Source organism: Nocardia colli (assembly GCF_008704205.1).
In the GTDB taxonomy this organism is placed as follows: domain Bacteria; phylum Actinomycetota; class Actinomycetes; order Mycobacteriales; family Mycobacteriaceae; genus Nocardia; species Nocardia colli.
Genome location: NZ_VXLC01000006.1, coordinates 403,896 through 419,347, shown reverse-complemented (window position 1 = coordinate 419,347; position 15,452 = coordinate 403,896). Strand labels below are relative to the sequence as shown.

Sequence of the window (15,452 nt, the reverse complement as noted above, 5' to 3'; positions counted from 1 at the left end):
TTCCGCGCCGACCCCCGTGTCGCGCTGCCGCCGAACGCTCATCCGCTGGCCACCCGCCGGGTTATCGAACGCGCTGAACTCGAGGGCGAGACTATCGCGACCTGGTCCGGTGACACTCCCGCTGGGATCGCGTACTGGACCGCAACGGACCTGACCCCGCATGCGTGGAAACCGGGTCCGGTCGTTTCGGATGCGGCGCAATACGTCGGCTCCATCCGACTGGGCGAGGCGATCGGCTTCGTCCCCGAGTCGCTGCTGCATGAACTGTCTTTGCGCGGCATCTCCGTCGTTCCGGTCGCAGGCGTGTCGCCCAGTGAGCTGCGGATCGTCTGGGCGCCCGCGGCAACCTCCCGCGAGATCGCGAGCTTTGTCCGGCACGCGACGCCTTCACCCAGCCTCCGATGGCGAGGCTGATCCGGGACATCGCTCGAACGGTTCACGGGTGAGCCGCAAACTGCGGGATGAGGGCGAGACTGCGGTTGTGCCGGAATCGGCAACGGCTCCGTGACAGGATGAAAGCCCTGGCAATCGAACTACCAGGGCTTTGAAAAGGTGCGCCATCAGGGACATGGTCACACTTTTGGTGTCTCTGGACACTGAAGATGTGTCCATGCGGTAGAGGCTAACCCTCAGCACTCGACCCGGTCAAGCAGCGGTCAACACGACGACTCGGACGTGGAATTGGGCGGCGTGGAGCTTGCCGGGACTGCGCGACAGTCCCGGGACAGGCCGAATCGAGATCGCGTCGAACATCAGGATGACGGATGTGTCCCAGTGGACCGGTCGGTGGTGATGCGCGCGGTTATGGGGTAGTCGTCGTGGCCGACGGCTAGTAGGTGCTGGTGACTGGTCATCGCGGCCAGCGCCCCCGCGACAGCCTGGACGTCGACCTTGATGTAGGTGGTGGTGGATGCGCCCTCGGTCGGTGTGTCCGGATAGGCACGGGCCACGCCGTAGCCGAAGTTGCGTTCGACCCAGGTCAGGGTGGTGTGGCGCAGCCAGCGCGTGGACACCCCCTGCGCGGCGGCCCAGGGCAGTTCGCCACGTACGCGGTTCCACAGGTTGTCGTAGCGGCGGTAGGTCAGTCGCCGGCTGTCGCGGTAACGCAGCAGGTTGACGCCCGGCTGCCGTGCGCCTCGCACTTCGGCGAGGCGGACCAGCGCTTGGGGCAATGGTGGGCTGATCGGCTGCCACCGCACTGTCTGCCCTTTCTCCCGCAACCGCACCAGGCACTCCTCGCTGTCCCAATCGCACACCCGTAACCCGAGAGCGCCGCCGCGGCGGCACGCTGTTTCGGTGTGCAGCCGAAGTAGCAACGCGTCCAGGACCGGGTAGTTGCCCGACGATCGCTCGACAGTGTCGATCTGTTCGAGCTCGGTGGCGGTCAATGCGCGCCGTGTGCTGGGCAGTCGGCGCGGTTTGGCGACCCGGTGCGCGGGCGAGGACCCGATAGGCATCAGGTCGTCGGCGATGGCGCGGCTGTAGATGGCGCGGGATGCGGCGATGAACGACTCGCGTGCGGATCGCCCGTAGCGACTGCTGCTGCGTTGGGCGGCATTGGCCGCGACCCGGCACTTGAGTTCCTCGATCTCGGTCGCTGTGATCGCGTCCAGGCGCCGGGTTCCGAACGCCACCGACAGGTGGTTCCAATAGGGCCGGTAGGTTCGCAGCATGCCGGGTCCGACCGCACCCATGATCCGGGGCAGGTACTCGTCCAGCGTCGGCACCGGCGGCCGTTCCTCGAGGTCAGCCGCGGTTACGCCCAAAGCGGCAGCACGCGGCGAGTTTCGGCGATCCGGTCTGGATCAGCAGACGGCACGACCCCTGCAACAACAGCGAGATCAACCGGTCTGGTGCGGCGATAACCATCAACCCGTGGGTCGGAACTGCGACCGCGACGACCATCGCCCCCACCCGGACGCCGAGCCAGCGACGCGTCGCCATCGGTAAGTCCAGCAGGCCACGGGTGGTGATCGTCCCGGCGCCGACTGCAGATCAGACCATCCAGGCACCGCTAGGGTGTGGATTCGACTGCTGCCCAACTGAAGAGAGATCTGTCATCGCCAGCGCTGACTATAAGTGGGCGTCCGTCCACTTCGACTGTGCATAACGCTCGAATCCATTCGGTGTGCCCGTGGCAGGTGCCGATGGACGTACCGGTGCGGGGATCCCAGAACCGTATTTCTTTGTCGTGCCCAGCACTGGCTACTATTTCGCTCACATTATTCTTGACCGTGGTTAGGGCTCGAATTGAGCCGGTGTGACCGAGCCAGGGTTGACCAATCAAAGAGCCGGTTCGAGGATTCCACATGCGTACTGATTCGTCGTGTCCAGCAGTAACGACCAGGTTGTGCCCATCAAGTCGCAGGGTGCACATAGCCAGAATCCAGTCGTCGTGTCCGCGCCAGGGATCGCCGATGGTCTTTCCAGCACATGGATCCCACAATCGGACGATTCCGTCGTCACCGCCCGCGGCCACGAACTGCTGTCCGCTGAAGCAAACAGCACAGATCGCACGAAGTGGCCCAGTCTGGCATGACAAGGGGTCTCCGACTGGGTCGCCAGTCCGAGGATCCCACATTCGTATCGTGCCATCGAGCGCGGCGCTGACTACAAGCTGGACTCCGTCGACCTTGATTACGCAAATGCCCTGGATCGGACGTGTATGTCCGAGCCCAAGGTTGCCGACGGCTGCACCGGTGCTCGGATCCCACAGCCGCACCACGCGATCCTCTCCGCCACTTACAACAAGCTGGCGTTTATCGGCCGTCACGGCGCACAGTGCCGCGGTCGAGCCGGGCTGATGCCACGTAATACCTAATGCCTTTCCGGTACTGGGGTCCCACAGTCGTATTGTCTTATCGACTCCAGCAGTGGCCAGCAGTTTCCTATCGCCCACTTCCACAGCGCACAGGGTGAGGATCGAATCGGTATGTCCAGCTTGCAGATCACCGATCCCGGTGTCAGGCCGTGGATCCCACAGCCGCAATGTTCCCTCGCTTCCGACGGTTGCTAAGAGGTGGATGCGATCTACGAGCACAGGGCATAGGGCGCGAACCGAACCTGCGTGCGCCGTCCATGGCTCGCCAACGATTTTGCCGGTGAGTGGATCCCACAGTCTGAGGCTCGTGTCGCTGGCGACGGCGATGAGCTCGCGGCCGTTGACTCGTACTGCGCACAACTGGCTGATTGGACCGGAGTGCGCCATCCAGGGTTGGCCGGTGGTTACGCGGGTGAGTGGATCCCACAGTGCGAGGGTGGTGTCGCTGGCGACGGCGATGAGCTCGCGGCGGTTGACCTGTACTGTGCACAACCTCGTGATCGGATTGACGGGAGTGCCTTCGGGCTTGCTGGTGATGTCGCCGGTGAGTGGATCCCACAGGGTCAGGGTGGTGTCGCTTGCGACGGCGATGAGCTCGCGGCCGTTGACGTGTACTGGGCACAACTGGCTGATCGGACCGAGGCGAGTTTCGGAGGAGTCGCAGACCAAGTTGGAAGTGCGTGGATCCCACACTTCCAAAAGTGCGCCGCTTACGCCGACGATTAGCTCGTGGTTGTCGGTGTGTATTACGCACATTTTACTCAATTTTGGTCGAATATAACTCCGTTGATCCTCAATCCCGAGACCTCCAATTGCCGTACCAGAACGAGCATCCCACAGACGAACTTTCGAATCGTGTCCGGCGCTGGCTAACAGGACTTGACCGTCCACGACCAGAGCGCAGAGCTGACTGTCGACAAACCCGGTGGTCAGCGTGCGGTATGTGCGCCCGGACCAGGTCGATGTATGCATCAGCCAGCGTGATTGGACCAGCGGAACAATCCGCTCCGCCAACGGAAGACAATGCATCCTCACCGCGTTCGAGTGAAGCCATAGCAATCGCTCCTGATTATCCGTATATCGCCAAATTGCCAAGGTCATCTGGTAGGCGTCGAGTCCGCGACGGGCCATTGAGCTGCGGACCAAAGTTTGGTGTCGTAGCAAAGCGTCAGGTTTCATGGCAAGCAAGAAGCTTGGGTCTGTGAATATCTCGTCGATTTGCTCCGTTGCCAAGGCGTGGACGGGAAGCCATGTCCGTGCGTATTCGCTTACCCCGTGTCTAAACCCGGGTTTCGGGCGAAGCGCCTCGACTATTCGAGCGTGAGCTGCCCGAATGGAGTCGTTGAGGTCCTCGCGGATACCGGCGTCCCGGTCTTCCTCGTGGCGTGTGTCCCTGCTTTTGTAGATGTCGCGAAGACTTTGATGGCGCACCGCGTAGTGTCGGCGGCCGCGGATTCGACGGGCGACGAGGAATGGCCGCAGTGTCTCGTCTAGCCATTGGCGTAGGACCGATCCATTGTTGTCGGCCAACTCCAGGAGCCTTACGAGTTCGTTGCGGTCGACGGGACGTTCGAGGGCTGCCAGCATCGCCAAACAAGGTCCGCCTACGACGGCCCAATCGGATCGGTAGCTCCATCTGCGAACCTGTTCGAGGTAGAAGCCATCCAGGCCTGGAGGAAGGCTGGAGATATCGTGCGGATCTCGTCCGTCAGCGATCTCATCGAGTACATAACGTGCATACATCCAAACGCCGGCACACTGTCGAGCCAGGGTAGAGGCGAACCACTGCCGATCGACACTATGTTCGTCGAGCCGACTGCTCAATGCGCGGTCCCAGTCGAGACGGGTCTCCAGGTAAGTGTGCAGATCAACGAGATTCGCGGTCCCTTCTACGTCGATGACCTCCCACTGGGTTCGATAACGTAAACCGGACAGTGGAATGCCGTATCGGGTGGTGGCCACTATGTGCACTCCAGCAGGCAGTAGCTCTGGTCGCGGCAATCCCAACGGGATACCAGTGTCCCGGCCAGGTGTCGACGGTTCGGCCTCGTCCAGTCCGTCGACCACCATGACCAGCGATGCCCCCGTTTGATGCTTGTTCCGGGCAACCGCGGCAGCGTGCAGGACTCGGGTCAGCCAGTCGGGCCTTTCGGCGGCGGCAGGTAAGTTGCCACCGGGACAGAATTTGTCTGCTAGGTCCCACCATCTAATCAGCTGAGCAGCCAAGCTCTTTCGTGCCTCTGCCGGATCCTTGCCTCCCTCGAACGCAGTGAAGTGGTAGACACAGGGCCTGGTCCAAACCAAGTGCGCGGCCAGAGCGGTTTTGCCGATACCTGCCTCGGATTGGACTACGACGTAACCTCGATCTTGCGCCGCAATCGCGGTGTCGATCCTCGCGATCAGTTCCTTGCGTCCGTGAAAATGCTCGGTATCCAGATGCTCCGCAAGTGCAGTCAGCTCATAAATCCGATCCGGCCACGGATCCCATGCAGTGGAGACCACCGAAACATTGACAGTAACCGGGGCGTTGATGTCGCGGCCAGCGCCGACGGCAGCTGGCCCCAGCACCCAACCTGATCCGTCGTGCATGACTACGGCGCGCTGTCGCCATACTTGACGTCGGTACCGACCGGCCCATCGATGTCGTCTCCGGCAGAGACAGATCCCGCCCCGAACGTTGCGCTGTCGCTAGCGGTCGGGACACCAGTCACCTTGGTATCTACACGATTACGAATGCTACCGTCCGCACGAACCGCGCCAGGCCCAAGAGTGGGCGAAGGATCCGCCTTGAGAGATGGCTTCTCGGTTGCTTCACGCCATGCCAGCCACCCCGTCACTCCTGCCGTGACCAAGACCAGCCCAGCCAGCCCCGCCCACCATCCCCACCCACCACCAAGCCGGTCTTTAACAACCAGCGTCGCGGTAGTCGTCGTCACAATCACCGCCGCGCCGCACGCAGCAACAATCCGTGAACCCATCAAACCCCCTGTGGCGACTAGTTAGCGGTACAAGACAACGGCCCAGTCTCAGAGATCCAATCCCAGTGGCTAGCAACGGAAGTGTAGATCTGTCCTGAGCGGACTACAGCCGAAATCCGAAGACCGCATCGAAATCGATGGTGAGCGTCGGTAATCCAGCGATCCGGTCGATCTCGGCGACAGCGGGCATGACGCCGGACACGTCGCCGATCGCGGCGTGGAACGGCTCAGCACCTGTGGCTTCGTTCTCGTGAGATCTGAAGGCACAGGGTTTCTCGTGCCGGGAACCGCAAGCAGCTAGCGCGCGAGGAGTTCGTCGATCAACACCAGTCCAGCCTTGAGATGGGGTCGGCCGTCGGGTCCGCGCGGCTGACCGAAGAATGTTGAGCGTAGCAACAGAAGCAGGACTGCCTAAAATGCATTGTCCCTCACGATCCACCATATACGAACGATGCCGCTTATCAGTGCACCTATGGTGCCGATAACAGGTGGTGCTAGCAAAACCAACCCGGGAAGCAGAAGTGAGTGCATAAACTTCGCCAAAGGGGAAAAGTTCCATTTCCATAGTGCTACATCATGCCTGTCGAATTCGGATTGCGATGTTAACCCGTGCGGTAAAAACATCAATGACAATGGACAGTCAAGCATAAAAGCGACAAAGAGGTATGTGAGGTCTGCTACGGCCTGCTGGGGTTCGTGCCAGGTCATGTAGGTAAAAAGTAAGCCCACAGCTAGTCTGTCGGCACATAAATCGAAAACCGCTCCGAAGCGACTCTGCTGATTCATGAGCCGGGCAACGAAGCCATCCATTAAGTCGCCACATACTGCTACGCCTACAGCGAGGGAGAGGTGCGCCAGGTTTCCAGTGGTAAATGCGACTCCAAACAGAACCGTGGATACGAAGCTTCGAGTGAGAGTGATGAAGTTGGCTAACGTTGGGAGTCGATGCAGATGACCGCGGCACGGCATATCGGGCTGAGGAACCCACCCGTGAATTTCCGCGCCGTGTCGAATTATTTCAGACAGTCGAGTCAACGTACTGCCTATCCTTCACCCGGGTATTTGGGTGGTCTTCTTGGTCCGCCACGAACCCAACCGTAACAGCGACTCGAATGTGCTCGGTATTTCACTAGATGTACGGTGAGCTAGCGTCCGGGCTGCTGATATTTCGTTAGCGATGCTTTCTGATATGACATGACTGAACTCGATATCTTTCACGCTGCCGAGTTGGCGGCCATTCCCAAGTGGGTTGCCGACATGGACGGCCACGGCAGGGCGGAGTTTCCGGAAATTATAGTATTGAATACCGACGGGAACTATGAGAGCCTCAGGTGACATGCGCGCAAGATGTCGTAGTCCGCCAGCTATTTCGACCGACTCGACGAATGATATCTGATGCGCTCCAGCGGGAAAGACCCAGACGTTGTCTAATTCGCCCTTGGACATCCGATCCGATAGCTTCCGGAAGCTCGCAAAGACAGCGAGGGCAGTGCCCCCAATGGATACAAAGCCAGCGCGCGATAGGATTGGGGCTGCTGCAAGAACTCTTTCATGAGCTGTCACAACCCAACGCCCGTGAAGATAGTATCGAGAGACAACGACAGCGATCCACCCGTCAAAGGCCGTAACGTGGTTTGCGACGAGGATCAGTGGCTTGTCTCCACCCACTTGGGCACCGTCGACCTCGATGGCCAGCCTGGAAAAGATGTTACTGCATACTGCTTTAGCGATAACCGCAGAGAGGGGATGGACTTCCGCAGTCTTCATAAGAAATTCCTTCGCGTCTATTGAAGTGCGCCCGATGAAGCCACTACGCAGAGCAACACGGACTCTCGCTCGGTACAGCTTTGGTTAGTCACCGCACCGTCAAAAATCTGAAGAATGCGAGGAAGGTTGAACAACTCGTCACCTGCTGCCTCTATGTAGTCTCTTAGGATCTTCGCGGAATGCCGGTTCCGCAACACGCTTCCGACGCTGATTCTGAAAGCGCGCTTCTCAAATCTATACGAGCCGAGACGCGGGTACTCGTCAAACAGCTGAGAAGCTAGAGCGTGGATAGGGAGTTTGCCCGACACCTCGTTGCACAGCTGGCGAGAAGAATATCGACTCGCGCAATCCTCAACTGCAGCCGACAGCCACGGGAAGCGGCATTCGACGAGATTATTCATCCATACATGATCGCTCTGAACAGTGAGCAGATATTGTGCAAGCAATAGCGAAATCTCTTGCGTTCTTGCAGATCGCAGATGTGAGTTGTTGTCTACGCCGAGAGACGACGCAAGACCCTTCATATCCAGCAGCACAGGTGTTGTGTCGGCCCGCAGAAATCGGGCCACAAATCGCGCGACGGATAAACGCTTGAGCAACGGCTTCCCTGCTGATTCTCGCATCATAGCCCAGTAGAGGGAAGGGGCGACTCCCGCATCGAATTCAGGAGTACCCAGTCCAGTCTGGGACACTTGAGCGCCGTCTACCAATGCTGCAGCACGGAGGGAGTCGTAACCTGCAAAAAGCTCATCGGCGCCTTCGCCTGAAAGGACTGCTCTAATGCCGCAATCACGCACTGCGGTAGAGAGCAAGTACATACCAACCGGACCTAACCGCGCAATGGGGTGGCCAATCATACGAATGACCGCACCAAAATTGAGAGCAATGTCAACTGCCGAGATCGGCACTGCCTCGTGACTGATTTGAAGCGCCGAAGCGAGATCGCGCTGTTGTGCCTGAACTTCTTTCGACGTCGCGTCCTCGGATCCGACCAAGCCGAACGATTGCTCGATCCCATGCTGCGCCGCGATGGCCGCAATCACCGCTGAATCCACTCCGCCGCTCAATAGAACGCCCATCTTCGTGTTGGACCGCAGTCGATCCACCGTTGCTCGCTCCACCGAACTCCTCAGGGATTCGGTTGTGCCGCCTGACGGTGATTCACGTCCCTGCGTGCGCAAATCATTGTTACACCATTGCTCGGTAGTAACGCTGGTCAGGGAGAACGTGACCAGCGTGCCTGGCATGACAGTCGAGACCGCGTCGATGGGCGTCCAGCCGGGCCTCGCTGCCCACCAACCGGCAGTCTCCAATAACCCGCGTACGGACATCTCACGAGTAGCGGCATTGTTCACTCCCGCCCCTGCCTGGATGGCTGGCACAGTAGAGGCTACGACAATTGACTCGTCAGTGGTTGTAAAATACAGCGGGCATATGCCCCAGCGGTCGCGGGTCGCCATCAAACGGCGGTGAACCGTGTCCACCACGATAACGGCGAACTGACCATCGATCTGACCGAAGAACTGAACGCCGTATCGAGCGAATCCGGCAGATATTACTTCTACCTCAGACAAATCTGGATCATTGAGTAATTCTCTGATCGCGGACAGATTGAAGATTTCGCCGTTGAACGCCACTATCCAACCGTCGCGACGCAACGGCTGCCTTGTATCGCCTCCCTCCCACATAGCGTGGCGCGTTGCAATAACTCGATACTGGGGCCCGATTGCAATGTTCGTTGCATCTTCCCCCCGAAGCTCCAATAGTCTTATTATTTCTTTCGAGCCGCAATCCAGAGTGGAGCCAAACTCGGCATAGATACCACACACGAGTCACTCTACTCCCTGACACAGGCCGACATAGAACTTTTGTAGAGCCGCAAGGGATGTCGCGTCTTCCGCTGTTGCGGACGACGATGCGCGGCGTTCTCCAATCTCATCGTCGAATAGCTCGAGTATGACGAGTACCGATAGCGAGTCGAGAAACCCATCGTCGGACAGGTTCTTCGAAGATCGCACTTCGTCATCTGAAAAGTTGTAGAACACTCGTGTCATGAGACGCTGTCGCATCTCTTCCCATTTAACACACATGGAGATCTTCCTTGGTCTATCCGACAACGTCGATAATGTGCGCAGCGAGAGCGTCGCCGGCTACTCGGCATCCTCGTTTATTGGGATGCGAATCAAGTATGAAAAGCCGAGAGTACTGCCGCGCAAGTCGTCCGACGTTACTCCCTGAGCTATCAGAGAGAGCGGAATGCAGATCGAAGACGGTTACGTTGGATGGCAGTGGGAGCTCAGAGGACACATGGCGGGCCACTGCTGCTGCCCGTTCTGCCGCGGAATGGCTCGTCCGCCAATGAGCAAGAGGAGGAGGGGTGACCAGCACGAATCGCTGAGACTCCAATGCAAGCCCTTCGACCAGGCCCGCGTACAGCTTCATGCGGCTCTGGAGTTCTTGATCACTTGTTATGTGCGATGCGGGGTAGCATGACTTAAAGACCACGCAGTCGAATCTCCGTGACCATTCTCGGAAGAGGCCTCGGCATGCCTCGCCGACGAACAGATCGAATATAGCCGGAGGATCCGTATCGTCGCCTGGAAGTTCGGGAGCATCGACGCGCAGACCATCCGGGCCCGTAACTCCAAACTTATTGTAATCGGCATCCCAGAGACGTATTCCTGCTACGGCCAGCTTCTCCCGCATTCCTGATTCTTGCATCAAATAGCGCCCGACCGAATGGTGAATAAAGAGGACGTGAGAAGGTGGTTCAATCTTTTTCATGACTCTTTCCGGGGTAAGGGTAAGTCAGTCGGCTATGGTTGTACATAGCAGTACGTTTCCATGCGTTAGTTAGACCGCTGAATGCGGCGACAGTATCTTTCCCGTACCCGTAGCGCTCGATGATGGCGGCCACATCATATGAGTTCTTTGCGTTGACGAGCTCATTCATCAGCGCGCGGTCAAAGCCGTAATAGTAAGAGGTCTGAGGCTGCTCTAAGGAATACGTATCCGTGGTGGGTATTCTGTTGATTATTTCGCGAGGTACGCCGATACCAGACCCTAAGGTCACAACCGAATCTTTGTCGAGATCGGCGATGGGGTATATGTCGGCGGCATCATCTCCATGTTTGACGACAAAGCCCAGCGCAATTTCGTCCCGGTTGCTGCACCCAAGGACTGCGCCATGAAGCTGCTCGGCCTGTCTATAAGCGATTGACATCCTAATTCGCTGCTTAACATTTTGCGATGCAACGATCGTTCGGATATCTTCCGACTTGAGTGTCGCCGATTCGACCGGTTCCCCATTTCGGAGCCCGATGGATAGAATGTAAACAGGGACTCCGAGTCGCAAAGATTCTTGAGGGTTGAAGTTTAGCGAATAACCATGTTCGGTCGCATCGAATGCGGTGAAATAACGCTTGATCAAGTCGGTAATGCCCATACCGACCTGGCTTGACTCAACAATTGTCGTGATGTCGCTGACACTCAGCGGGCATCCCACTGACTCTGCGGCCAGTTGCGCGTAATTGCGGGAATCTGGACTCGACGCGCCGTCCGGAAGGTAATAGGCATGCACGTTTTCGGGCCCGAGTGCAGCGACAGCTAAGTGAAGGACGGTCGCGGAGTCGATTCCGCCTGAGAGTTGAACGACAGCGCACGATCGATGGAGCTGGCGCCGGACGGCAAACTGTATCCAATCGATGCGGCGAGCGGCTTCTTCAGTGGCCATAAATCCTCACAGCTTTCCAGAATCCGGCAATGAGCCAATATCGATTACTTTGATTTCAATGACACTCGCTGTTGGGCCGATCGCGGTGGCAAGGGCGGTTCGCACGGCAGCCTCGGTGTTTGTTTCGTGGGTGTCTGCCAAGACGCGAATACTTGGTCGCTGTCCGTATATTTCATGATCTGAGGCGCTTATTTGTGCATCCAGAACCCCCGTCACGCCACAGACCACCTTACGAAGTTCAGCTGGGCGGAGAAGACTGCCCAGGACATTGATATCCTCGGCCACTCGCCCAGCAATCCAGAGGTCGCCGCCGTCTGTAACCCAACCAACGTCACCAGTAGGCCACCAATCCCCATCCTTTACTGTTGGCGCGTCGAGCGGAGACACATAGGACGTCATATGATATGGGCTGTCTATCTCTATACGCCCCATAGCAGAGTCAGTGCCGTCTGAACTGATTCTTATCTGGACGCCCGGTAATGGCTTTCCGACGTTTCCCTCTCTAAATTCTCGGATGCCCGACCTTCCGATCGACACCCGCGGGCCGAGCTCAGCCTGCCCGTACATGTTTACAATAACGGCGTTCGGGAATGTTCTCTCCAAACTGCTGACCATTGAGCTTCTCAATGCTCCGCCGGCAAAGACAAGTTCTATCGGCCCATCGAATCTCCATTGCCGGTCCATGGTCAGCAGGTGTGACTGGTGCGGTAGCAAGTACACAGCTGAATCTGGCTGGAGTTGTTCCCGGAAATCCGCCCATGCTTCGAGTGAAGTCGGGCTCACGTAGAACAACACGGGCACATCGGCAATAGAATGGCTGTGCATTATTGAGAGGCCATACGCAAACCGTGGATTGACCAAGGAGAAGTACTGTCGATCACTCCTCAACCCCAGCGCTTGACAAATCGCAACGGCGCAATTTCTTATCACTTTTTTCTGGTATCGCACCATTTTCGGCAACCCGGTAGTGCCGGAAGTTTCGATAATAAGCTCGTCGCTGAACCGGTACGGATCGCTGTTGGCCTTACCTTCCTGGAAGGTTGTCAGACAGTCGGTCGCTGCCCACCCTTCCAGCTGATAGACGGATCGTGTCGCAGACAGACGCAAGGGCGACCCGATGATGGTTGATGTGGAGCCAGCAAAAGATTCCAGATATTTCTGAATTGTGCGATCCGCGTCCGTATTATGATGCCCTACAACGTGCTCGCGCTTCAATATTGAGCCTCATCTTTTCGTGTCTTCGGGGACCTCAGGCCTGATCCTTGGCTGTCACGCGGATGGAGGCTACGCTCGCTGACGTTGGATCGTGACCTACGCTCATGACCAAGCGGCAGGTTACCCCCTTTGAAACCCTTAGACGACCGCGCGCAAAGGGACGGTATAGGCGCTTTCAAGTGATTCTCTCTTCTGGAACTTTACAACTGTCCGGTATTGAAATATCGTTTGCTCTCTCAGGATGTACGATGTTACGCACGAGGCCGTGCGCCCTACAAGATTGTTCCCGAGCTCGGCATGGAATCGTGTCCGTTGCGGTATCTGATCTGGCTCACCAGCGAGACGTTGCAGTTAAAAGGTCTTCCGGCAAAGGGTATTCTGGCCCGCGTCGGCCTCTACTCACCGTCCTGGCCGGTCGTCTAAAATGTGTTATTTCTTAAATACGTTAGGTTCGACCGGTGCGGAACGTTATCCGACGTCGCAGCCGACGCTTCATTCTGTTCCAAACGTTGTGTGTTCGGTATCGGCTATTCGTACGACAACCGATCAACACTTCACCGGCCGATATCACTTTGCGACCCAGGGCCCTTCGCCTTCGGCCGCAGTAGGCACATCAGGTCGGGCAGCCCGAGCACTGCAGGTTGGCCGTCGCCCATGGTGATCCCCGCAGTTGTGTTCGGGCAGCAAGCTTCGACCTGCGCGGCCTCCAGTTTCGAGATCACACTACGCGGACCGCCCAGGCCTTGCTCGCCGTCACACGAGCGATGTGCCTGTCACATCCGGGTGCGGTCCCAGGACCGAGCGAGATGCCCGGTCAAGTCCCGGGGCGTGGTGTAGCTGGGGTGGTTACCGCGTGATCCGAAATTTGGTCAGGCGGTGAGTTCTGTCGGGGCGGTGTCTTCCTGTTCGTCGGTGGTGGTGAGTCTGCTGGAGCGGGCCAGGACGTCGAGGCCGAGGTAGCGGCGGCCTTCGATCCATTCGTCGTGTTGTTCGGCGAGTACGGCCCCGACGAGGCGGACGATCGAGCCGCGGTCGGGGAAGATGCCGACGACGTCGGTGCGTCGGCGGATTTCCTTGTTCAACCGTTCTTGGGGATTGTTCGACCAGATTTGGCGCCAGATCTTTGGGGAAGCCGGTGAACGCCAGCAGGTCCGCGCGGGCGGTGTCGAGGTGATCGGCGACACGTGGCAGCTTTTCGGCCAGGGCGTCGAGCATTCGAACGTATTGGGCGGCAACTGATTCGGTGTCGGTCTGATCGAACACTGAATGCAGCAGGGTCCGCACCCAGGGCCAGGAGGTTTTCAGGCAGACACTCATCAGTGGGTGCGGCAGCGCTGCCAGGCCGCGCCGGGAAGGGTCGCGCCGATGGCCGCGACAAGGCCGGCGTGGCCGCAGGTCGAACAGGGTGTCACTCGCGAACATGGTCGGCCACGGTCGGGGTATCGGTGGCGCGGAAGATCCGCGTTGGAATGCCCGCTTGCTGGGCCATGCGGGCGGTGTGGGTGGCACCGGCCGAGTCGTTACGAATGAACGCCACACACAGATCGGCGCCGGCTCGCACCATCTGCTCGTTACGTACGAACCCGGCGCGGCGTCCGAGCCGGTCCCAATCGGCAGGATGTCGCTCGACCCGGCCGCCCCATGCCTGCCAGCACGCCTCGCATTGGGTGTCGGCGCCACGCGGGCAGGCCCCCCGATACCAGCACCACGTCCGGGGACCACACCTCGGCCAGCGCCGCCCGGATGGTGGCGTGGTCGGTCCAACTGCGGGAGCCAGTTATCAGGATTCGGCGGCCCCGACCCAGCGGGGCGTCGGGAGCCGGCGGTGGAGTGTGCGAGATGGTGACGGGCAATTCCAGGCGCATGCCATCGGTGTCGAAGGTGGGCTGGCTGAACATTGCTCTGGACACGACAACCTCCAGGAAGTGAAGCAGCTACCGGTGCCGGAGAGAGCCGGAAAGTGTTTGAGCGGAATCGGTCTCGACGTCGGGCCCGTTCTGCGGGGCGCGCGTCGGCAGCCGCGGCGGCGGGAAGGGTGTCAAGCCCACGGGGCGCTTTTCCCCGCGGGCTTGACACACGACCGACCGCCGACGGCACCATCTCCGAGCGCCCGCAGAACGGGACCGGCGACGCGACTATTCAGAACTCGGTGTAGTCGGTGAATCGCTCGCCAGTCGCGGGGTCGCCGTGATAGACGGCTGGTCCATCGTTGAGGTTGATGCGGATCGGTCCGGTATGATCGAAGGTGTCGATATGCACCACCGGGCGATCGTCGCGTTCCCCGCGATACACCGTGACGTCGATGTCGTCGCGGGTGATCCGGTCACCGACGAGTTCGGTGCCGCGTAGGAAGACTCGCGCCTTTGTTTTGGGGTCGACTGGATCGATGTGCAGCACAGTGTGTCCCGATCGATCCTGTTCCGCGCGAAGAGATCCCCACCGTGCGTCGGCAACGACGATCGGCGTGCGGGTGGCGGACGAATCTACCGGTGGGGTTGTACTCGACCGACGGTAAGGTTCACGGTCGCCGGTGAGTGGTGCAGGTCGGCGTTCCGCTCGGTGCGTCCTCGACTGTGTCCGAGATCCTGAGCAGCGCAAAACATTTTCGGAAATCCAAGGAACCGATTGCCTTCCGGCTGCGTCTTACCCTAGTAAAGGTCATGGATCGGGAGGGAGGCCGGGGATGGCCGCTGCAGGATTCGCCACCTCATCCGCTCGTCGTGCTACGGAATCTGTTGCGGCAGTGGCGATCAGGAGGCATGGCGCGTTCCGGCCTAGTTGCGGACGATCCGGAGAACCTGCGAAACGCGGAACTGGGGTAGTGATGGTGTCAATCAACGTAGGTGCGGTTCAAGGCCTCGCGACAGATCTCGCCGCCTCCGGCCAGATCGTGCTCGACAAGGCGACCGCAACGAGAAACGCTGCAACGCAGGTAAAC

General features: G+C 59.1%; 11 protein-coding genes and 1 pseudogene. 1 reads left to right on the top strand and 11 read right to left on the bottom strand.

All coding sequences use genetic code 11. From position 1 onward, the window contains the following. A partial coding sequence (locus F3087_RS18935; protein WP_223885187.1) for a LysR substrate-binding domain-containing protein occupies nucleotides 1-414 on the top strand: 414 nt, incomplete at its 5' end. Nucleotides 415-752: 338 nt separating this feature from the next. Here F3087_RS18935 and F3087_RS18930 read toward each other — a convergent pair. The 11 genes and pseudogenes from F3087_RS18930 to F3087_RS18880 form a co-directional block, all read right to left on the bottom strand. Beyond that, nucleotides 753-1,727 (bottom strand): tyrosine-type recombinase/integrase, encoded by a 975-nt coding sequence (locus F3087_RS18930; RefSeq protein WP_191094035.1) that lies wholly within the window; start codon nucleotides 1,725-1,727, stop codon nucleotides 753-755. Nucleotides 1,728-1,746: 19 nt separating this feature from the next. Then, a complete protein-coding gene (locus F3087_RS18925) occupies nucleotides 1,747-1,944 on the bottom strand; it encodes a hypothetical protein (protein WP_150403291.1) in 198 nt (65 codons plus the stop codon). A gap of 70 nt (nucleotides 1,945-2,014) precedes the next feature. Next, on the bottom strand, nucleotides 2,015-5,389 hold the full coding sequence (locus F3087_RS18920; protein WP_191094034.1) for a hypothetical protein: 3,375 nt from the start codon (nucleotides 5,387-5,389) through the stop codon (nucleotides 2,015-2,017). Between the two features lie 821 nt (nucleotides 5,390-6,210). Then, complete coding sequence (locus F3087_RS47450) at nucleotides 6,211-6,768, bottom strand: CDP-alcohol phosphatidyltransferase family protein (protein ID WP_223885193.1); 558 nt, start codon at nucleotides 6,766-6,768, stop codon at nucleotides 6,211-6,213. A gap of 81 nt (nucleotides 6,769-6,849) precedes the next feature. After that, nucleotides 6,850-7,566 carry a 1-acyl-sn-glycerol-3-phosphate acyltransferase gene (locus F3087_RS47445; RefSeq protein WP_150403288.1) on the bottom strand — a complete coding sequence of 239 codons (717 nt, stop codon included), beginning with the start codon at nucleotides 7,564-7,566 and terminating at the stop codon, nucleotides 6,850-6,852. Nucleotides 7,567-7,583: 17 nt separating this feature from the next. Next, on the bottom strand, nucleotides 7,584-9,395 hold the full coding sequence (locus tag F3087_RS18905) for an asparagine synthetase B family protein (RefSeq protein WP_150403287.1): 1,812 nt from the start codon (nucleotides 9,393-9,395) through the stop codon (nucleotides 7,584-7,586). Between the two features lie 941 nt (nucleotides 9,396-10,336). Further along, nucleotides 10,337-11,299 (bottom strand): NAD(+) synthase, encoded by a 963-nt coding sequence (nadE, locus tag F3087_RS18900; protein WP_150403286.1) that lies wholly within the window; start codon nucleotides 11,297-11,299, stop codon nucleotides 10,337-10,339. A 6-nt stretch (nucleotides 11,300-11,305) separates the two neighbouring features. After that, the gene (locus F3087_RS18895; RefSeq protein WP_150403285.1) at nucleotides 11,306-12,514 is read right to left on the bottom strand and encodes an AMP-binding protein; all 1,209 of its coding nucleotides are present in this window, start codon (nucleotides 12,512-12,514) and stop codon (nucleotides 11,306-11,308) included. Between the two features lie 869 nt (nucleotides 12,515-13,383). Continuing rightward, nucleotides 13,384-13,902: pseudogene (locus F3087_RS18890) on the bottom strand (transposase); the annotation flags it as partial. Between the two features lie 20 nt (nucleotides 13,903-13,922). Further along, nucleotides 13,923-14,078: a hypothetical protein gene (locus F3087_RS46625; protein ID WP_223885186.1), complete on the bottom strand. Its 156-nt coding sequence runs from the start codon at nucleotides 14,076-14,078 to the stop codon at nucleotides 13,923-13,925. 575 nt (nucleotides 14,079-14,653) lie between these two features. Next, nucleotides 14,654-14,911, bottom strand: coding sequence for a hypothetical protein (locus F3087_RS18880; RefSeq protein ID WP_150403284.1), 258 nt, complete (start codon nucleotides 14,909-14,911; stop codon nucleotides 14,654-14,656). Nucleotides 14,912-15,452: the final 541 nt, after the last annotated feature.

Coding starts and splice junctions, on each gene's coding strand:
- F3087_RS18925 (WP_150403291.1), bottom strand. CDS start 1,944: ATGGCGACGCGTCGCTGGCTCGGCGTCCGGGTGGGGGCGATGGTCGTC.
- F3087_RS47450 (WP_223885193.1), bottom strand. CDS start 6,768: ATGCCGTGCCGCGGTCATCTGCATCGACTCCCAACGTTAGCCAACTTC.
- F3087_RS47445 (WP_150403288.1), bottom strand. CDS start 7,566: ATGAAGACTGCGGAAGTCCATCCCCTCTCTGCGGTTATCGCTAAAGCA.
- nadE (WP_150403286.1), bottom strand. CDS start 11,299: ATGGCCACTGAAGAAGCCGCTCGCCGCATCGATTGGATACAGTTTGCC.
- F3087_RS46625 (WP_223885186.1), bottom strand. CDS start 14,078: ATGGTGCGAGCCGGCGCCGATCTGTGTGTGGCGTTCATTCGTAACGAC.